This window comes from Simplicispira sp. 125 (assembly GCF_003096555.1).
Classification (GTDB): Bacteria; Pseudomonadota; Gammaproteobacteria; order Burkholderiales; family Burkholderiaceae_C; genus Simplicispira.
In genome coordinates, this window is record NZ_QEKM01000001.1 from 227920 (window position 1) to 247627 (window position 19708).

Sequence of the window (19708 nt, forward strand, 5' to 3'; positions counted from 1 at the left end):
CGAGCCAAGGAAAACGCCCATGCACAAAGACTTGAAGCGGCTTGCTCTGATGGTCCTGGTTTTGTGGGCGCTGGCGGTTGCCTTGGCCCTGGCATTGCTGGCGGGATGGGGGCAGGCGAAGGTGCTGGGCCTGGTGGGCCTGGTTTTGGCCAGTCTGGCCGGGGCTGTGGGTCTGCATGGTGCACGGCGCTTGGTGCGCGGGCTGGCGCTCGTGCAGGGCTCGGTCGAGCGGTTGTTGCAAGGGCGTCTGGATGAGCCCCTGCCGGTGCAGACGCGCGGCGGCATGGCCTTGCTGCAGCAAGGCCTGGCCGATCTGGGAGAGCAGATTTTTCAGGTGGTGGTCAAGGTGCGCCTGGGCACCACGGCGATTGCCACTTCCTCGGGCTTCGTGGCCGGGGATAACAGCGCACTTTCGCAGCGCACGGGCGCACAGGCCGCCGCGTTGGAGCAGACCGCTTCGTCCATGGAGCAGCTCACCGCCACGGTGCGCCAGAATGCCGACAACGCTCGCCAGGCCCACGGTCTGGTGAGAGCGGCGTCCGCTGCTGCCCGCCAGGGCGGGCAGGTAGTGGGGGATGTAGTGCAGACCATGGCGGCCATCCGTGCCAGCTCACGCCGCATTGCCGACATTACGGGCGTGATCGACGGCATTGCTTTTCAGACCAATATTCTGGCCCTCAATGCTGCCGTGGAGGCGGCCCGTGCCGGAGAGCAGGGCCGTGGCTTTGCCGTGGTGGCGGGAGAGGTGCGCGCGCTGGCCCAACGGGCCGCCACGGCTGCGCACGAGATCAAACAGCTCATTGGCGAGTCCGTGGCGCGCATCGAGAGCGGCAACCAGCTGGCCGAACAGGCGGGGGCGTCCATGGCGGGCATGGTGGAGCAGGTGCAGGATGTGGCCCGCATCATGGGAGAGATCGTCAATGCCAGCGAGGAGCAGAGCGCGGGATTGGAAGAAGTCAACCGCGCCTTCCTGCAGATCGATGAGGCGACCCAGCAGAACGTGACGCTGGTGGCTGCCGCGACCCAGACAGCGAGCAGCCTGCAGGCGCAGGCGCTGCAGCTGTCCGAGGCGGTGGGTGCCTGGGAACTGGGCGCCCGTGAGTTCGGCAACGTCGAACAGGCCCGGGCGCTGGCCGAGGTCGGAGCGCAGTTTGTGCGAACACACGGTGTCGAGCGTGGCAAGCAGGAAATCAATAACCCGCAGGGTCGGTTTGTGGACCGCGACCTGTACCTCGGGATGTGCGATGGCAGCGGCACCATCGTGGCCAACGGCGGCAATCCACGGGTGATTGGCGTCGATGGCACCCAGGTAAAGGATGTGCAGGGCCGTTACTTTGTGCGCGAGATCATGAAATTGGGACAGAACCCCGGCACGGGATGGGTGGACTACCAGTGGCAGCACCCGCTGACGCGTGCAACCATGACCAAGTCGGCCTATGTGCAGGCCGTGGGCGTCGATGGCCTGGTGATCTCCTGCGGTTTCTACAAATAGGGTTTCAGCGCCGGAACCGCTCTCCGTTGAAGTAAGTCAGCTCGACAAAATCGGTGCCGCTGTGGTCGTTCGGGCCGTAGCGCACCTCGAAGCCGCCCATGTCGTAGGGGCGCATCGAGTGCATGGCTTCTACGAGTTTCTCGCGCGTGCCATTGCGGCCTGCACGGCGCAGGGCTTCGAGCAGGATGCGGGCATTCACATAGCCTTCCAGCGACGAATAACCCACTTCGACGCCACCGAGTTTCTTGATCGCTTCCTGGTAGGCCCGCACCACGGGAATGGACGGGTTGCTGGGGTTGGGCACCACCTGCGCCACAGTGATGCCGGTGGCCGCCTCGCCCAGCGCTGCCAGCAGCGGGCGCGAGCCCAGGAACGAGATCGAGAAGGCCGGGGCCTTCCAGCGCAGGCGCAAGCCTTTGTAGAACGGAATGCCGCTGGCGCCAATGGCCAGCGAAATCACGGCGGTAGGCTGCCATTGCACGATTTCATCGATGCCCTTGGCGACGCCTTCGGGGGTTTCTGCAATGAGAAAGGCCTTCCAGTCGGTGTTTTTGTGCTCGCGCGCTGCAGCCTCGAAGGCGGCCAGCGTGGCTTTGCCAAAGGGGTTGTCGAAATAAGCCACGGCGCACTTGGTAAAGCCCGTGGAGCCCAGCTGGCGCACGATCTTGTTCAGCTCCTGTCCGTAGGTCGCGCGGGTATGGAACACCAGCGGGTTGTAGGGGCGCAGCGCGTCTGAGCCGGTGGCGGGGGCAATCAGCGGCACCTTGGCCTGCTCCAGCACTTTGAGTGCACCCATCACGCTGGTGGTGCCGCCACAGGCAAACATGCTGAAAACCTGGTTCTTCTGGACCAGTTGCAGGGTGTTGGCGGCGGCCTTTTCAGGCGAGCCACCATCATCGAGGCTGTTGAATTCAACGACCCGGCCCTCAATGCCGCCCTTATCGTTGACCTCCTTGAAGGCGGCGGCGATGCCCTTGTTCATCTCCACGAACGGAAAGGCCAGAGGGCCCGTCAGCGCGGCCGTCTGGCCAATGCGCCAAGGCTCGGATTGGGCACGCACCCAGGCCGGAGCGCCCAGGGCGGCAACGGCGGCAGTGGTCTGGAGAACGTGGCGGCGGGTGGTGGACATGGGCAGGGTCTCGGTAAGTTGGAGGACGGGAGGCAGGGGATGCCCGGCGTGTGCGCCAGGAAGTATCTGTCTGTCACAGGACGCGCCGCGTTCAGGCAAACCCGCATGCAGGGCTAGATTCGTCACAACGGTGACACCGCAGGATACGTCTGGATACCCGCTGGTTTTTAGGGCGGCGGCTCTTGTTACCAGTGCAGCAGCCTCTTTGTTTGCTATGTAAATAATAGCTTTTAACGCTCTCCAGGTAAGCGCTAGAGCCACTTTTTAGTGAAAATTTACGCTAGGCGACGTAGAGCGCCCGGAAATCGTTCACATTGGTGAAGGTGGGGCCCGTCACCAGCAAATCGCCCAGCGTCGCAAAAAAACCGTAGGCATCGTGGCGGTCAAGGTGGGCGGCGGGGCTGATGCCCTGTGCGTGGGCGCGGGCCAAAGTGTCTGGGCAGATGAGTGCCCCGGCGTTGTCTTCCACGCCATCGATGCCGTCGGTATCGGCCGCCAGGCCATACACGCCGGGGGCGCCCTGCAGCGCCACCGCGCAGGCCAGCAAAAATTCGCTGGCGCGGCCGCCCCGGCCAGGCTGGGCAGCGCCGGGAGGGGGCAGGGTAACGGTGGTTTCGCCGCCCGAGAGGATGACGCAGGGCCGTGCAAACGGCTGGCCGTGCCGCGCCACCTGGCGGGCCAGGGCGGCGTGCACCTTCGCTACTTCGCGGCTCTCGCCTTCGATGGCATCGGACAGGATATAAGCCGCGACACCTTGCGAACGTGCCTGTGCGGCAGCGGCCTCCAGGCTTTGTTGCGGCGTGGCGACCATGTGCATGGCGTGGTTTGCAAAAAGTGCGTCGCCGGGTTTGGGTGTTTCAAACGCGCCGCTGCGCAGCCCGGCCAGGGCGGCCGGAGGCAGGGCGATGCGGTAGCGCTCGCAAATCGCCAAGGCCTGCGCGCAGGTCGTGGGGTCGGGCACGGTGGGTCCGCTGGCGATCACGGCCGGGTCGTCGCCGGGGACGTCGCTGATGAGCAGCGTGACCATGCGTGCCGGTGCGGCGAGCTGCGCCAGGCGCCCACCCTTGATGGCCGAGAGGTGCTTGCGCACACAGTTCATCTCGTCAATGGCGGCGCCGCTGCGCAGCAGGGCTTGGTGGATGGCCTGTTTGTCGGCCAGCGCCAGGCCTTCGGCGGGTTGTGACAGCAGCGCAGAGCCCCCGCCGGAAACCAGGGCAATCACCAGGTCGCCCGCACCCAGGCCCTGCAGCAGCGCGGCCATGCGCTGGGCCGCGCGTTGGCCTGCGGCGTCGGGTACGGGGTGGGCTGCCTCCACCACTTCAATGCGGCCGGGTGCGCTGCGGTAGGCGGTGGGCACATGGCCGTAGCGGGTGACCACCAGGCCGCTCAGGCGTGCCTGCGGCGGCCACAGGGCATCGAGTGCCGCGGCCATGGCGCCGCTGGCCTTGCCTGCGCCGATGACCACGGTGCGCCCGGTCGGCGGCGGTGGCAGAAAGGGTGCCAGGGTGTGTGCGGGCTGCGCACGCGCCACGGCGGCGGCGAACAGCCCGCGCAGAAAGGCCTGGGGGTCCTGCGCGGGTGTTGCGGTGGTCATGGCGTGTCGCTGCTTTCGCGCTGTAGGGGGCTGCGCAGGCGGCCCGGGCTGCGTGCGCGGGTGCGGCCAGCGGCCTGGCAGGCGCGGCGGAAGGCGCGCAAGGTGTGCTCGGCGCGTGCCACCACGCTGCCTTCTTCGCCGGTGGCCACGCCGGCCTGCATGCCAGGCGCCTGGCCGGTGAGCAGTGCGATGCCGTCGCTGACATGGGCAGCCGTCCAGATGTGGAAGCGCCCCTGTGCCACGGCATCGATCACGCGCTGGTCGAGCATCAGGTGCTGCTGGTTGCGTGCCGGGATCAGCGCGCCTTGCGTGCCGTCCAGGCCCGCGGCTTCGCAGGCGCTAAACCACCCTTCGATCTTCTCGTTGATGCCGCCCACGGGCAGCACATCGCCGTGCTGGTTGAGCGCGCCGGTGACGGCAATGCCCTGGCGCAGGGCCAGGCCCGAGAGCGAGGAGAGCAGCGCATACAGCTCGGCGCACGAGGCCGAATCGCCCTCCACGCCGCTGTATTCCTGCTCGAACACGATGGAGGCATTGAGCGCCAGCGGCGCGATGTGGCCAAACAGCGCCATCAGGTAGCTGTGCAGGATGAGCACGCCCTTGTCGTGGATGGGGCCCGACATCTCGACTTCGCGCTCGATGTTGAGCAGCCCCTCGTGCCCGGCAAAGGCGCGCGCGGTGATGCGCACCGGAAAACCGAAGCGGTAGTCGCCCAGGTCGATCTGGGTCAGGGCGTTGATCTGGCCCACATGCATGCCGTGCAGGGACAGCAGGCGTTCGCCATCGGTGATGGTTTCGTGCAGGCGCTGCTCGGGGTAGTTATGGCGCAGGGTGCGGGCCTGCAGGGCGGCTTCAATGTCGGCGGCTTCCACCCAGGTGCCGCTACGGGCACGGCACAGGGCCGCGCTTTCGATGGCCAGGGCCTCGGTGTGGGCAAACAGGGCGCTCTGGCGGCGTTGGTCGTCGGCTTCGCGGTGCGCTTGCTCCAGCATGCGCGCTACGGCTCCGGCAGAAAAATCGGGCAGGCCGCGCTTCTTGCCGGTGTGGGCAATGAACACGGCGGTGGTCTGGCGGGTCTCGGGCGTGGCGTTGAAGGCCTCGGCAAAGTCCACCTTGACCCGAAAGCGCCGCGCCACTTCGGGGTCGGCTTCTTGCAGGGCGTAATACTCTTCGACCGAGCCGATCAGCACGATCTTGACCTGCACGTCCACCGGTTCGGGTTGCAGCGAAACGGTGGCCATGCTGCTGTGCGAGGACGTTGATTCTTCGATCTGCAGACGGCTGCAGCGCAGAAAGCGGCGCAGCCGCTCCCACAGCCCCTCGTTGCCCAGCAGATCGCGCAGGTGCAGCATGAGAAACCCCCCATGCGCCTTGAGCAGGCTGCCCGCATGGATGCACGAAAAGTCGGCCAGCAGGGCGTCGGCCTCGGCCTGGTATTCGATGCTGCCGAACAGGTTGCGCAGTTGCGGGTTGTCTTCGATGAGCACGGGCGCACTGGTCAGGCCGTCGTTGTCCACCGCCAGGTTCACGCGGCAGCGGGCGAGCAGTTCGTCAAGCTCGTCCTTGCGTTCGTCGTCGGCACCGTCCGTACCCTCGATGGGGATGAACAGCGCCAGGCGGTCGAGTACCTGTTGGTGCATCTGGTCGAGCCACTGGCCCAGCTTGACGGTGTCCTTGATCTGCTTGCGCAGGCTGTTGCGCACCTCTTGCAGCTCATGGTCGAGCAGCGGTTTGGTGACCTGGCGGCGCAGTTGCTCCAGGGCCTCATCGCGCTGGCGTTCCAGCGGGCGGGTCGCATCGAGAAAGCGGGCGATCTCGGCGCGCAGCTGCTGCTCTGCGGTTTCGATTTCGGCACGGCGCTCACGCGAGAGCGCGTGGGCGTCGGCTTCGGTCAGGGGTTGGCCCTCGGGACCGATGAGCGTGAACACCATGTGCCCACCCTCGCGCGTCAGGCGAAACTGCAGCCCTTCGGCCAGGGCGTCCAGGGCGGCAAAGGCCTGGGACTCCTGGGTTTCGTAGGCCTTTTCGATGCGCTCGCTCTCGGCCCGAAAGTCGGCGCCGTCCAGGCGTTTGGGGATCTCGGTGAGCAGCATGCGCGTGACCTTCTCCATGCCCTGGCGCAGCAGGCGCCCCTGTCCCGCAGGCAGGCGCAGGGCGCGCGGGCGCTCGGGGGCGTCAAAGTTGTGCAGGTAGCACAGGTCCGGGGGGACCGTGCGCAGCGCCGCTGCCTGCTGCATGGCCTGGTGCAGCAACGATGTGCGGCCGCTGCCGACCTCGCCCAGCACGAACAGGTTGTAGTCCGGCTGCTCCATGCCCAGCCCAAAGCGCGCGGCGGCCTCGGCACGCTCCTGGCCGATCCAGGGCAAGGACAGGCCCTGCAGTTCGGCGGTACTGGCAAAGCCCAGGCTGGTGGGAGCGATGGTCAGGCGCAACTGGGCGGGGACAAGCAGGGTGGCAGGCATAGGCAAAAATATTTGTATGTTTTTAGGCTCTAACGCTTACTGGGTAAGCGCTGGAAGCTATCAAAAATAGAGTTTTCGTTCAGGAGGGTGCGCCACCGTCGAGCGCATGGGCGCGGGCGTCGGCCAGGGTGCGGTCGCTGTCCACCTGCACGGGCCAGCCCGCAAGGTGCTGCTGCGCAATGCGGCTCAGGGCCGTAATCCATTCCGGGCTATCGTTCAGGCAGGGGATGTAGTGGAACTCTTTGCCGCCTGCGTGCAGGAAGGCTTCGCGTGCTTCCTGGGCAATTTCTTCCAGGGTTTCCAGGCAGTCGCCGGTAAAGCCCGGGCACACCACATCGACCCGGCCCACGCCCGACTGGGCCATTTTGATGAGCGTGGGCTCGGTATAGGGTTCGAGCCACTTGGCCTTGCCAAAGCGTGATTGAAAGGTGAGCTGGTAGCGGCCTTTGCGCAGGCCCAGGCGCTCGGCCAGCAGGCGGGCCGTCTTGTGGCTTTCGCAGTGGTAAGGGTCGCCCAGGTGCAGGGTGCGTTCTGGCACACCGTGAAAGCTCATCACCAATTGATCGGGCTGGCCGTGCGTGCGCCAGTGTGCCTCGATGCGGCGGGCCAGGGCGTCGATGTAGCCGGGATCGTCGTGGTAGCGGTTGACGAAGCGCAGCTCAGGCACATGGCGCTGGCGCCCCGCCCAGGCATACACGGCGTCAAACACGCTGGCCGTGGTGGTGCCCGAGTACTGCGGGTACAGCGGCAGGATCAGGATGCGCGTTGCTCCTGCAGCCTTGAGGGCGTCGAGCTGGCTGGCGATGGATGGGTTGCCGTAGCGCATGGCGGGGCGTACCAGCACGTTGTAGCCCGCCTCGCCCAGCCAGCCGCGCAGCAGCTTGGCCTGCTTTTCTGTCCACACGGCCAGGGGAGAGCCCTCGGGCGTCCAGATGCTGGCGTACTTGGCGGCCGATTTGGCAGGGCGGGTGCGCAGGATGATGCCGTGCAGAATGAGCCACCACACGGCCTTGGGAATCTCGACCACGCGCTGGTCCGACAGAAACTGCCCCAGGTAGCGGCGCAGCGCGGGTGCGGTGGGCGCATCGGGTGTGCCCAGGTTGCACAGCAAGATGGCGGTGCGGGTGGCTTGCCCGTGGGTGTAGGCGGGTTCGGTTTGAAAAGGCATGCCGCATTCTCGCGCACACGGCATGGCCTGCGGGGCGTGCAGGCCATGCGGGGATCAATGCGTTCAGTGGTGCGTGCCGGCCTGCCCTGCCGATTTTTCCCAGCGGGACTTGCAGGCCACGCAGTGCTGCGTCTGGGGTTCGATCTTCAGGCGCTCGAATGGGATGGCGCAGCCGCATTCACCGCAATGGCCATAACTGCCGTCGGCCAGGGCTTCGAGGGCGCGGTCGATACGCGCCAGGTCGCCTGCATCGATGTCGGTGAGGGCCTGGTCCACTTCGCGTGCCACATTGCGCTGCACCATGCCGCCTTCATCGGACGTCGGAGGCGCGAGGTTTTCGCGGTTTTGCAGCATCTGCCCCTGGAGTTCGTTGCGGCGCGCCAGCAGCAATGCCTTGATTTCTTCGTGCTGGGAGGGGGTCAGTTCCTTGCTCATGGGAATTCCTTGATCGATGGTGTCGCTATCGTTCTGCGGGTGCTGGCGGGGCGGGGGCAGCGCGCACAGGGCTTGTGTCTAGCGTACCAGTTTACGGGGTGTAAAACGGCCTGCGCACCAAGGCCCTGTTCTCGTGCGAGAGCACGGTTTTCTCCAGAGGTACCGAGATGATGGCCATGGCTTTGCCGGGTTTGGCATGTCCTGTATCGGTGCAGCGGCATAGCACCCTGGCCAGGTAGTTGACCTTTGTCGAAGCGACGCAATTCCATGGAGGGCTGTGATGGTCTTTCAACATAAAAAAAGCACCTGGCGCTTGATTGGCAAGCGCGAGGTGCTATGAATATTGGAGTAACTTGGCGGCGGTCAAGGGCCCCGCCGCCTTGGCCCTTGGTGCGTTAGAACTTCACGGTCACGCCCACGTTGAACGAACGGCCCATGCCGGGCACACGCACGCCCCATGGCACGGCGGTGCCTGCCATGGTTTGGCCCTGGCCCACATAGGCGCCGCCCTGGGGGTGGTTGTAGAAGCGGTCGAACAGGTTGTCGATGCCGAAGTCCAGGCGCACCTGCTTCCATTCGTAGCTGCCGCGCAGGTTGACCAGGCCGTATCCGGCCGTGGGCAGCTCGTTGCGCACGGCGGAGACGCGGGTCTTGGCGGTGACCATGACCAGTTCGGCGGTCCCCGTCCAGGCGCCCAGGCGCTGGCTGAGGGCAGCGCGCGCATTGAGCGGCATGGTGCCGTAGAGCTTGTCGCCGGTGGTGCGGTTGGTGCCGTGCACATAGCTGACCACGCCGCTCAGTGCGAACTGGCCCCAGTTTGCCGTGCGGCCCAGGTCGGTAAAGCCCGAGAGGTCAAAACCGTGCAGGCGTGCGTCCTGGTTGGCAAACTGCAGGTAGACAAAACCGGTCGTGGCCGTCTGGTTGGCGGGTGTGCATGCCGACATGGCCCCGCTGCCGCTGCAGCGCCGCGCGTCGATGTAGTTGTTCACATAGGTCAGGTAGGGGGTGAACCTCACACCCCACTGCTCGCCCGTGGCGTCGTGCCAGTCGGCGGTGGCGCTCAGGGTGTTGGCGGTCTCAGGCTTGAGGTCCATGTTGCCCACATAGCCATTGCCATCGCCTGCCAGGTTGATCATGCGCATGGCCATGCCGCCGGTGGACCAGGTGTAGCGCTCGTACAGGTTGGGCGAGCGTGTCTTGTGCGCAAAGCCGAACTCGTAACTGGCGTTGGCGCTGGGGGTGTAGCGCGCCAGGGCGGTCATATCGACGTTGCTGTCGCTGCGCTTGCGGTCGCGGGCGTTGAAGGCGTTGGCCTCCATGTTGTAGTTGGCGTTGTAGCCCTGCACGGCGCCGCTGTTGCTGCGCACATGGCTGCTGCGCAGGCCGATTTGCGAGAGCCATTGCGGGGTCCAGCGGGCTTCCCATTCGCCATACACATCCGCGCGGTCGCGCTGGCCCTCGCGGATGTTCCAGAACGTGTTGGGCGCCATGCCGCCGCCGGACGGCAGCCACCAGTCGTCCAGGCGGTAGTTTTGCAGCTCGGCGCCCACGCGCAGGGTGTCACGCGTCGACAGGGCGATGTCGCCCTTGACCTGCAGGCCCGTGGTCTTGCCTTCGGTGTCCATGGGCATGCCGGGTACGTTGCCGGCGGGGCCGTACCAAAATTGCTTGTCCTCGCCAAAGTTCATGCTGTGGCGGGTTTTCTCGTGGTAAGCCCGTGCCTGGAGCTGGCCCCAGGCGTATTGGCCCTGGTAGCGCAGGTTGAACTGGTGGCTGTCGTTGCCGGTCATGTCCATGCGCTGGTTGGGGTAGTTCTGGTAGGGGATGTCCTGCAGGCCCAGGCGCATCTCGACCAGGTGTTCGTCGCTGCGCAGTGCATAGGCCAGCGAATGGTTGCGGGTCTTGTAGCTCGACGATCCCACCTCGTCACCGCCCAGCCACTGCGTGGGCTTGTTGCTGGCGGCGGGGCCTGCCGCCTTGAAGTCGCGCGCGGCCTTGTAGTTGTCGGATTGGGCGGTGGAGCCGTCGTAGCGCAGGCTCATTTGTTCGGTGGCGTAGGTGGCCGAGAGGTTGGCGCCCATGCCGTTGCCGTTGCTGCGGTAGAAGGTGCCCGCTTGTCCCTTGAGCAGACGGCCCTGGCCGGGCGCGGCAAATTCGGGGGCGGGGGAGTCAACCTGGATGGTGGCGCCAATGCTGTCGCCGCCGACGCTCACCGGGGTGACGCCGGCAAACAGGCGCACGCTGCCCACGCGCGTGGGGTCGATGTACGACAGGGGCGGGTTCATGTGGTTGCCGCAGGACGAGACCAGGTCCATGCCATCCACCTGGATGCGCAGGCGGTCGTCGGACAGACCGTGCACGCTGGGCAGGCTGGAGACGCCACCGGCGCCAAACAGGCTCACACCGGGCAGGTTGCGCAGCAGGCTGGCGGTGTCGCTGCTGGAGGCCCGGCCCGACTGCAGGGCCTCGGCATCGGCCGCAGCGGCGCCCACGGGCTGTACGGCGGCCTTGGGTGCCTTGACGGTAATGGTTTGCAGTGCGGCATCTTGTGCCAGGGCGGCGAAGGGCAGGGCAGCGAGCAAGGCGCACAGGGGGCGCAGGGACAGGGTGGGCGCACGGCCGTGGTGGGCGCGGGTACAGATGTGGGAGGTCATGGCAATGGAGCAAAAAGAGGGGGTGGGCCCAGGCCCAGGCGGCTATGCCCGCGGCTGGAGGGCCGCGGGCAAACCAAGTGAGTAAGACAGCAGTTCAGGCCGCCGGAGGGGCCTGCGCTGGCGGTCGCACATTGCTGTGCCGCAGCGCCCGAGGGGTCGCGGATGTGAAACGGGAGCCGTAATTCGCCAGCAGGGGCGGTGGCTCTTGCACGACCGGGTTGCTACCCGCCGTGAAACTGGCGGCGGCCACGCTGCACACCGGGCAGCCCAGGGTGCCGCCCATGGTGTGGTCTGAGGGGAGGCTGCCGGGCAACTCACCGGCCATGGTTTGCGCGCTGCAGACGTCGCCCAGCATGAACTGCTCGGAGAGCATTTGCGCCATGTGCCCGGCGCTGACCTGCCCCATCCAGAGCTGGGCAAACAGCGCCACCATGGACAAAACCATGGACAGCGGTAGTTTGCGGGAGCGAGGGGCGCGGAACGTCACGGTGAAATTATCGAGGTAACGATCGGTGTTTTTCTTGTCGAGTGTCAAGGGCCAGCCATTGCGATGGGCCGACTGTGCGGCATCCTGCGCCCTGCAAGGGCTTGTGCCGTGGGGTATTCTTGTTTGAACGCTCTGCCACTTGTTTCACCATGTCTTGTAACCCCCTCGATCTCTCCCGCATCCGTGCCATTACGCTGGATCTGGACGATACCTTGTGGCCCATCTGGCCCACGATCGCGCGTGCCGAGTCGGTCCTGCAATCCTGGTTGGCCGAGCATGCGCCCGCCACCCATGCGCTGTATGCCATGCCCGGGGCGCTGCGCGCCATTCGCAACCGCATGGAACAGTTGCGCCCCGATTTGCGGCACGACCTGAGCGCGCTGCGCCGCGAGTCCATCCGTATGGCGCTCACGCAGGCGGGCGATGATCCTGCGCTGGCCGAGCCTGCGTTCGAAGTGTTTTTTGATGAGCGCCAGCGCGTGGATTTGTTCGAGGATGCGTTGCCCGCACTCGAATACCTCAGCAGCCGCTGGCCCGTGGTGGCGCTGTCCAACGGCAATGCCGACCTGCAGCGGGTGGGTCTGGGGCGCTATTTTCATGCGGCCATCAGCGCGCGCGAGGTCGGTGCCGCCAAGCCCGATGCGCGCATCTTTCACCATGGGGCCCAGGCGGCGGGGGTGTCTGCGGCCCAGGTCCTGCACATCGGCGATGATGCCCATCTCGACGGTCTGGGCGCCTTGCGTGCAGGCATGCAGACCGTGTGGCTCAACCGCGAGGGCGCAGACTGGCCACACCCCGGCCCAAAGCCCCATGCCGTGGTGGCCAGCCTGCATGCGCTCGTCCCGCTGCTGGCCCCTGTCCCCGTCACTTCCTCCCTTTGATTGCGTTATGCCCAAACCCTCCGCTGTGCTGCCCCAGGTGCGTTCCGTTGCCTTCACCCAGCCATTGACCTGGCTGGTGCTGGGCTGGCGCGACATGTTGCACTCGGGCGCTGCCAGCCTGGTGCATGGGCTGGTGCTGGCGGTGCTGGGCATGCTGATCGCTGTGGTGGCCCATGACCGCTTTTGGCTGCTGGCCGGGGCAATGTCGGGTTTTCTGGTGGTGGCGCCCGTGCTGGCTACCAGCTTTTATGTGCTGAGCCGGACGCTGGAGCGCGGCGAGCCCGCTGGCTTGGCCGTGGTGGTGCGCACCTGGCTGTTCTGGCAGAACAGCCACCGCAGCAAGTGGGGCAACGATTACTGGTGCCTTGTGCAGTTTGGCGCCCTGCTGGCGCTGGCGGGCACGGGCTGGGTGCTCGTGTCGTCCGCGCTCATCACGCTGCTGGCACCGGTGCCCATACTCAGCCCCATCGATTTCATCACGCATGTGGTGCTGGCGCCGGACAACACACTTTTCGTACTCTGGCTGGCGCTGGGCAGCCTGCTGGCAGCGCCCATTTTTGCCTCCAGTGTGGTGGCCATGCCGCTGCTGCTCGACCGCCGTGTGGGCCTGTGGCAGGCCGTGCTTACGAGCTGGCAGACTGTGCTGGCCAACCCGGCCACGATGGCCATGTGGACGGCCTTGATCCTAGCGCTGACCTTGTTCGGTATGGTGCCCATGATGCTGGGCCTGGCCGTGGTCATGCCTGTGCTGGGCCATGCCAGCTGGCACGCGTACCGCGATCTGGTGGATGTCTCCAGCCTGCCGCTGCGCGAGCCAGGCGTATGGCCCCCAGAGGCGGATGCGAAGCAACGCAACGGAGCAGCATCGTGATTTTTGGCTATACCGAGGCGCAGATCGCGGGATTTTTTCTTACCTACGGGGTGGGGGCGTTCATCCTGTTCATGGTTTTCATCATCGGACATCTGGCCTGGGAGTCCAAGGCAGGCCGCTTTGGCACGTTTGTGATTTTCCTGGGCCTGGGCGTGGGTTTCCTGGGTTTTTTGGCCAAGTATGTGATCCAGTGGTGGCTGGAAAAACGATGACTGGTGCCGCCACGTATCAAAGGAGCCCGGTTCCATGCCTTTGACGATTTACGGCATTGCCGCATCCCGCGCCGTGCGCCCGCTGTGGGTCGCCGCCGAGCTGGGCCTGGCGTTTGACCTTGTAGAAACTCCTTACCAGGGCGGCGCCACGCGCACGCCCGCCTTTCTGGCGCTCAATCCCAATGGCCGCATTCCGGTGCTGGTGGACCACCGGCCCGAGGGCGAGGTCGTGGTGTGGGAAAGCATGGCCTGCGCCCTGTACCTGGCGCGGCACCATGGCAAGGGCGATGGCAGCGACCTTGCACCGGCCACGCCGCGCGAAGACGCGCAGGCGCTGCGCTGGAGTTTCTGGTCGGTGACCGAAGTGGAAAAAGACGCCTTGACCGTGCTGATGCACCGCGTGGCCATGCCGCCCGAGCAGCGCAAGAGCGACTTGGCCGAGGCCGCTGAAAAACGCCTGCGTGTGCCGCTGCGGGTGCTCGAGCAGCACCTGGCGCAGCAAAGCGCGCAGGGCCAGCCTTTTCTAGCGGCCGGTCGGTTTACCGTGGCCGACCTGTGCGTGGCCAGCGTGCTGGGCTGGGCGCGGCCTGCGCGCGCGTTGATGGATGCCTTTCCAGTCACCCGGGAGTGGCTGGCGCGCTGCCTGGAGCGACCCGCCCACCACGCCCTGCGGGCACAGGCACGCAAACACTGACACTGGGGCCCAAAGGCCGGCCATCGAACCTGTGAATGGACCTGTTTGCGGTGGCGAAGGTCTTTACACAGACTTCACCTGCGTGCAGCCAGCACGACAAGACGCCCCGGCACAATGCTTTCATGTGGTGTGCCCTACGGGTGTTTTTTGATTGTTCTTCCAAGGCCATGAATTTTTCCTACCGTTATTTCCGTGAGCCGATGGCTGCGGCCGGCCTGGCTGCCGTACTGGCCGTACTGGCGGGATGCGCGTCCACGGTGCCGCCTGGTACGGCGCTGCCCACGCCGCCTGTTCCCGCTGCGTGGTCCGCGTCCGACACCCGAACCGCACCCGCTGCTGCTGCCACCTCCCTGGCCCAGTGGTGGGAACGTTTTGGTGACCCGCAGATGACGGACCTGGTTGCGCAGGCATTGCAGGCCCATACCAGTGTGCGAAGCGCGCAGGCCGCCTTGCAGCAAGCGCGGGCGCAGGCGCAGGTGCAGCAGGCGGGCCTGCTGCCCAGCGTGAATGCTTCGGGCTCGGCGCAGCGCAGCCGCTCGGGGGGTAGCACGGGCAATAGTTTTCAGCTGGGTTTTGATGCAGCCTGGGAGCCTGATGTGTTTGGGCGCCAGCACGCGGGCGTCGATGCCAGCGAGGCCGACGCCCGTGCCGCGCAAGCCAGCCTGGAGCAGGTGCAGGTGTCGTTGGCGGCCGAAGTGGCCCTCAACTACATCACCCTGCGGGGCCAGCAAGAGCGGCTGTCCATTGCGCGGCGCAACCTGGCCAGCCAAAGTGAGACCCTGCAAATGACCGACTGGCGCGTGCAGGCCGGCTTGACCACATCGCTGGTGTCTGAGCAGGCCCGCGCCGCCGCAGAGCAGACTGCGGCGCAGATTCCGCAGCTCGAAGCCAGCCTGGCGCAAAGCCGCCACGCGCTGGCGGTGCTGACCGGCAGGGCGCCAGGCGCCCTCGATGCGCTGCTTGCCAGCCAGCGCCCCGTGCCCCAGCCATCCGACGATCTGGTGCTGGCTATTCCCGCGGAAACGCTGCGCCAGCGGCCGGATGTACGCCAGGCCGAAGAGCGCATCGCTGCTGCGCTGGCGCGTGTTGCGCAGGCGGATGCCGCGCGCTACCCCAGCTTTCGCATCAGTGGCTCTTTGGGCCTGCGGGCACTGACCTTGGGGGCAATGGGCGATGGCGCCTCTGTGGCCCAGGCCTTGTTGGCCGGTATTTCGGTGCCCCTGTTCGATGGAGGTGCCGCCCGCGCACAGGTGCGTGTGCAGGAGGCGGCGCTGGAGCAGGCCCGTGTGGGCTACGAAGCCACGGTGTTGACCGCCCTCCAGGACGTGGAAGACGCGCTGGTCGCCCTGCGCGGCGAGCGCGCACGCCTGGTGCGCCTGCAGGCCGCCGCCGATGCGGCTGGCAATGCTGCGCTCCTGGCGCAGAACCGCTACGAAAGTGGTTTGATCGACTTCCAGGCGGTGCTGGACACCCAGCGCACCCTGCTCTCCACGCAGGACAGCGTGGCCACTTCCATCGCCAATGCGGGGGCCGGCCATGTGCGCCTGTACAAGGCGCTGGGGGGCGGCTGGCAGTGACTTTTCCTGCAATGCAGCGCAGCGTGCACGGGCTGTGCGTGACCTCTTTGATATTCATGCCATGACCACATCCAACAAAAACACCGACAACCCTTCCAGCAGTGCCGTCGCCGATTTGCAGGCCTTGCTGGGCGACAAACTGGCGCGCCGCTGGTGGCAGCGCCCCGCGCTGTGGCTGGCACTGGTTTGCGCCGCACTGCTGGCCGGCGGGCTGTATTACTGGCAGGTGCAAAAGCGCAGCAAGGCGGCGCCGACCTATGTGACCGCAGAGGTGCGGCGTGGCAATCTCACCCTCACGGTGTCGGCCAACGGCACGCTGCAGCCCACCCGCTCGGTGAACGTGGGTAGCGAGTTGTCGGGCACGGTGCGCAGCGTTCTGGTGGACGTGAATGACAAGATCAAAAAAGGCCAGGTCTTGGTGGAGCTGGACACGGCCAAGCTTTCGTCCCAGGTGCTGCGCTCGCGCGCCTCGCTCGCTTCGGCGCATGCCCGGCTGGCCCAATCGGGGGCGACGACGCGCGAGGCGCAGGCCAACCTGGCACGGCTGGAAGAAGTGGCCCGCTTGTCGGGCGGCAAGGTGCCATCGGCCGCCGAACTGGACACCGGCCGCGCCAATGTGGAGCGTGCGCGGGCCGACGAGACCAGCGCCCGTGCCAGCGTGGAGGACGCCAAGGCCGCACTGTCCACCGATGAGACCAACCTGTCCAAGGCGTCCATCCGTTCGCCCATCGATGGCGTGGTGCTCACGCGCACCGTGGACCCCGGCAACGCGGTGGCCGCCTCGCTGCAGGCCGTCACCTTGTTCACCGTGGCCGAAGACCTGGCCCAGCTGCAATTGCAGGTGAATGTGGACGAAGCCGATGTGGGCGCCGTGCGCGAAGGACAGAAGGCCAGTTTTACGGTCAGCGCCTACCCGTCCCGCAAGTACCCGGCCACCATCACCCGCGTGGCCTATGGTTCGACCAAGACCGACAACGTGGTCACCTACATTGCCTGGCTGCAGGTGGACAACTCCGACCTCAGCCTGCGCCCCGGTATGACGGCCGCCGCCACCATCACCTCGACCGAGCGCAACGATGTGCTCATGGTGCCCAACACGGCGCTGCGCTTTGTCCCCGTGTCTGCGGCCGGGGACGCCGCTGGGGCCCGTCCCGCCGCATCGTCTGGCGGCATCATGACGCAGTTGATGCCGCGCATGCCGCGCAGCGGTTCCCGCCGCCCGAGCGGCGGCGACAAGACCGATACGGCAGTGAAAACCCGCCAGATCTGGATACTCAAGGATGGATCGCCCGAGGCCGTGGATGTGACCACGGGCATCAGCGATGGCCGCATGACCGAAGTGGCCAGCGAACAGCTAGCGCCCGGCATGGCGGTCATTACGGACCAGCGCAGCGCGGGGGCGGCTCCATGAGTGAGCCCGGCATCACAACGCGCACCGCTGCTGGCGCGGCTGCGGATGTTCCCCTGATCCGCTTGCGGGGGGTGACCAAGGTGTACGGCGAAGGTACGCTGGCGTTTGCGGCCCTCAAGGGCGTGGACCTGGACATTGCGCGTGGCGACTTCGTGGCCATCATGGGGCCGAGTGGCTCGGGCAAGTCCACCGCCATGAACACGCTGGGCTGCCTGGACCGGCCCACTGCGGGCGAATACCTGTTTCAGGGCGTGCGCGTGGAGTCGCTTTCGCGCGACGAGCGGGCGCGCCTGCGGCGGCGCTATTTCGGTTTTGTGTTCCAGGGGTTCAACCTGCTGGCACGCACCTCGGCGCAGGAAAACGTCGAACTACCCCTGCTGTACCGCGGCGAGTCGGCCCGCGCCCGCCATGCTGCAGCGGCGCGCGCTCTCGATGCGGTGGGCCTCAAAGGCTGGGAGCACCATACGCCGGGCGAACTGTCGGGCGGGCAGCAACAGCGCGTGGCCATTGCCCGCGCCATCGTTACCGAACCGGCCGTGCTGCTGGCCGATGAGCCCACCGGCAACCTCGATACGCAGCGCAGCCACGAGATCATGGAACTGATCTGGAAGCTCAACGACGACCTGGGCATCACCGTGCTCATGGTGACCCACGAGACCGACATGGCGCAGTACGCCCGCCGCATCGTGCGCTTTGTCGATGGCGTGGTGGACAGCGACACCCTCAACCCGCACCCGGTAGACCTGCGCGCTGCGGCGCTGGAGGCGTCCTGATGTTGTTCAACACCTTGCTGCTGGCGCTGCGCTCCATTCGGCGCAACCTGATGCGCTCGTTTCTGACCATTCTGGGCATCGTGATTGGTGTGAGCGCCGTTATCACCATGGTCACGCTGGGCAATGGCGCCACCATGGCCGTGCAGAACCAGATCTCCGGTCTGGGCACCAATTTGCTGCAGGTGCGGCCCGGCCAGCGCATGGGGCCGGGCAGTGGCGGGGCGCCCGCCTTCAAGGATGTGGATGCCGATGCCATTGCCCAGCAGATCGGTGGCGTTCGCGCCGTGGCGCCCGAGGGGCGTACCGGCGCCACCGTGGTCGCCGGTGGACGCAACTGGACGTCCAGCGTCATTGGCAGCACCAACGCCTGGCTGCAGACGGGCAACTGGGTGGTCAGCCAGGGCCGTGAGTTCACCGATGACGAGCTGCGTGCCGGGGCGGCCGTGTGCCTGATCGGCGCAACCGTGCAGCGCGAGCTGTTTGGCACAAGCGACGCCTTGGGCCAGCAAGTGCGTGTGAAGGCGTTTTCGTGCGAAGTGGTGGGCGTGCTCGGCTCCAAAGGGCAGGGCGCTTTTGGCAATGACCAGGACGACCTGGTGCTGGTGCCGCTCAAGACCTTGCAGCGCCGCGTGACCGGCAGCACGCGGGTGCAGACCTTGCTGGTGTCCATGCAGGACGGCAGCGACCCCGACCGTGTGAAAGCCAGCCTGACCCAACTGCTGCGCGAGCGGCGCAAGCTGGCTGACGCAGACGAAGACAACTTCAACGTGCTTGACACCAAGCAACTGGCCGACACGCTCTCAGGTACCACCAAGGTCATGACCATGCTGCTGGGTGCCGTGGCAGCCGTGAGCCTGCTGGTGGGCGGCATCGGCATCATGAACATCATGCTGGTGAGCGTGACCGAGCGCACACGCGAGATCGGGCTGCGCCTGGCCATTGGCGCGCTGGAACGCGAGGTGCTGTTGCAATTCCTCATCGAGGCCGTTGTGCTGGCCGCGCTGGGCGGGCTGCTGGGCATTGTGCTGGCCACGGGGGCATCGATCGTTCTATCGAAGGTCATGGGGGTGCCCTACCTGTTTAACCCGGGGGTGAATCTGCTGTCCTTCGTGTTCTCGGCGGGTATTGGCGTGCTGTTTGGTTACTTCCCGGCGCGGCGCGCGGCGCGCATGGACCCGATCGATGCCTTGCGGCATGAATGAAAAACCACCACAGCACCGGTCCGCCCGGGGGCGCGCAGATTCAGGCGCAGTTGCAGGCCCTGCATTTGCGCGAAGACGAACCGGCCCAAGGCAAGAAGCGCGGGCGCGCCCGCAATGCCCCCAAGTTCGATCTGCGCACCCAGCTCTTTCAGATGTGCGGTGTGGACCTCACCCGCATCGACGGCATCGACGTGACCACCGCGCTGGTGGTGGTCTCCGAGGTGGGCGCCGACATGTGCAAGTTCCCCAGCGACAAGCACTTCGCCTCCTGGCTGGGTTTGTGTCCGGGCACCAAGATCACCGGGGGCAAGGTCATGAGTGGCAAAACCAAGCGCTGCGCCAACCGCGCGGCCCAGGCGCTGCGGCTGGCGGCAGCGGCCCTGCGTTCGAGCCAGTCGGCGCTGGGTGCGTACTACCGTCGCATGTGCGCGCGCATGGACAAACCCAAGGCCGTGACGGCCGCTGCCCACAAGCTGGCCCGACTGATCTACGCCATGCTCACCCACGGGCAGGAATACACCGACCGGGGGCAGGATTACTTCGAGGAGCGCTACCGCCAGCGGGTCTTGCACAACCTCGCCCAAAAGGCCAAAGCCATGGGCATGCAGCTCGTGCCCTCCGACAACATCGCTTGAAAACACCATGAAAATCAATCAGTTATCTGGT

17 protein-coding genes are annotated in these 19708 nt (G+C 66.2%); 10 read left to right on the plus strand and 7 right to left on the minus strand.

Translation table 11 applies throughout. The features are described 5' to 3' along the window. Window positions 1–19: 19 nt before the first annotated feature. Window positions 20–1492 carry a methyl-accepting chemotaxis protein gene (locus C8D04_RS01070; RefSeq protein WP_147301769.1) on the plus strand — a complete coding sequence of 491 codons (1473 nt, stop codon included), beginning with the start codon at window positions 20–22 and terminating at the stop codon, window positions 1490–1492. Between the two features lie 4 nt (window positions 1493–1496). Here the strand turns inward: C8D04_RS01070 and C8D04_RS01075 are convergent, their stop codons facing one another. The 7 genes from C8D04_RS01075 to C8D04_RS01105 all read right to left on the minus strand — a co-directional run bounded on the left by C8D04_RS01075 (window position 1497) and on the right by C8D04_RS01105 (window position 11469). Further along, the gene (locus C8D04_RS01075; protein ID WP_116003211.1) at window positions 1497–2621 is read right to left on the minus strand and encodes an ABC transporter substrate-binding protein; all 1125 of its coding nucleotides are present in this window, start codon (window positions 2619–2621) and stop codon (window positions 1497–1499) included. 280 nt (window positions 2622–2901) lie between these two features. Further along, window positions 2902–4215, minus strand: a complete 1314-nt coding sequence (locus tag C8D04_RS01080) for a glycerate kinase (protein ID WP_116003212.1) — start codon at window positions 4213–4215, stop codon at window positions 2902–2904. Then, the gene (locus C8D04_RS01085) at window positions 4212–6677 is read right to left on the minus strand and encodes an ATP-binding protein (RefSeq protein WP_116003213.1); all 2466 of its coding nucleotides are present in this window, start codon (window positions 6675–6677) and stop codon (window positions 4212–4214) included. Before C8D04_RS01085 ends, C8D04_RS01080 begins: the two co-directional genes overlap by 4 nt. A gap of 79 nt (window positions 6678–6756) precedes the next feature. Continuing rightward, window positions 6757–7845, minus strand: coding sequence for a ferrochelatase (gene hemH, locus C8D04_RS01090; RefSeq protein WP_116003214.1), 1089 nt, complete (start codon window positions 7843–7845; stop codon window positions 6757–6759). A gap of 63 nt (window positions 7846–7908) precedes the next feature. Further along, window positions 7909–8280, minus strand: coding sequence for a TraR/DksA family transcriptional regulator (locus tag C8D04_RS01095; RefSeq protein WP_116003215.1), 372 nt, complete (start codon window positions 8278–8280; stop codon window positions 7909–7911). 395 nt (window positions 8281–8675) lie between these two features. Further along, window positions 8676–10934 (minus strand): TonB-dependent receptor, encoded by a 2259-nt coding sequence (locus C8D04_RS01100; RefSeq protein ID WP_116003216.1) that lies wholly within the window; start codon window positions 10932–10934, stop codon window positions 8676–8678. A 94-nt stretch (window positions 10935–11028) separates the two neighbouring features. Continuing rightward, window positions 11029–11469, minus strand: coding sequence for a DUF2946 family protein (locus C8D04_RS01105; RefSeq protein ID WP_133243595.1), 441 nt, complete (start codon window positions 11467–11469; stop codon window positions 11029–11031). A 101-nt stretch (window positions 11470–11570) separates the two neighbouring features. Here C8D04_RS01105 and C8D04_RS01110 point away from each other — a divergent pair, with 101 nt between their 5' ends. The 9 genes from C8D04_RS01110 (at window position 11571) to C8D04_RS01150 (ending at window position 19677) form a co-directional block, all read left to right on the plus strand. Continuing rightward, complete coding sequence (locus C8D04_RS01110) at window positions 11571–12302, plus strand: HAD family hydrolase (RefSeq protein ID WP_116003218.1); 732 nt, start codon at window positions 11571–11573, stop codon at window positions 12300–12302. Window positions 12303–12309: 7 nt separating this feature from the next. After that, window positions 12310–13173 carry a DUF2189 domain-containing protein gene (locus C8D04_RS01115; RefSeq protein WP_116003219.1) on the plus strand — a complete coding sequence of 288 codons (864 nt, stop codon included), beginning with the start codon at window positions 12310–12312 and terminating at the stop codon, window positions 13171–13173. Continuing rightward, a complete protein-coding gene (locus C8D04_RS01120; RefSeq protein ID WP_116003220.1) occupies window positions 13170–13385 on the plus strand; it encodes a DUF2788 domain-containing protein in 216 nt (71 codons plus the stop codon). Before C8D04_RS01115 ends, C8D04_RS01120 begins: the two co-directional genes overlap by 4 nt. Before the next feature lie 34 nt (window positions 13386–13419). Next, entirely contained in the window at window positions 13420–14079 is a 660-nt protein-coding gene (locus tag C8D04_RS01125) for a glutathione S-transferase family protein (protein WP_116003221.1), read from the plus strand. A gap of 167 nt (window positions 14080–14246) precedes the next feature. Beyond that, complete coding sequence (locus C8D04_RS01130; RefSeq protein ID WP_233521071.1) at window positions 14247–15656, plus strand: efflux transporter outer membrane subunit; 1410 nt, start codon at window positions 14247–14249, stop codon at window positions 15654–15656. Window positions 15657–15717: 61 nt separating this feature from the next. Beyond that, entirely contained in the window at window positions 15718–17067 is a 1350-nt protein-coding gene (locus tag C8D04_RS01135; RefSeq protein ID WP_116005939.1) for an efflux RND transporter periplasmic adaptor subunit, read from the plus strand. Next, window positions 17064–17840 (plus strand): ABC transporter ATP-binding protein, encoded by a 777-nt coding sequence (locus tag C8D04_RS01140; protein WP_116003222.1) that lies wholly within the window; start codon window positions 17064–17066, stop codon window positions 17838–17840. The genes C8D04_RS01135 and C8D04_RS01140 overlap by 4 nt, the downstream gene beginning before the upstream one ends. Further along, window positions 17840–19042 carry an ABC transporter permease gene (locus C8D04_RS01145; RefSeq protein ID WP_116003223.1) on the plus strand — a complete coding sequence of 401 codons (1203 nt, stop codon included), beginning with the start codon at window positions 17840–17842 and terminating at the stop codon, window positions 19040–19042. Before C8D04_RS01140 ends, C8D04_RS01145 begins: the two co-directional genes overlap by 1 nt. Then, a complete protein-coding gene (locus tag C8D04_RS01150) occupies window positions 19039–19677 on the plus strand; it encodes a transposase (RefSeq protein ID WP_116003224.1) in 639 nt (212 codons plus the stop codon). Before C8D04_RS01145 ends, C8D04_RS01150 begins: the two co-directional genes overlap by 4 nt. The last annotated feature ends 31 nt before the right edge of the window (window positions 19678–19708 follow it).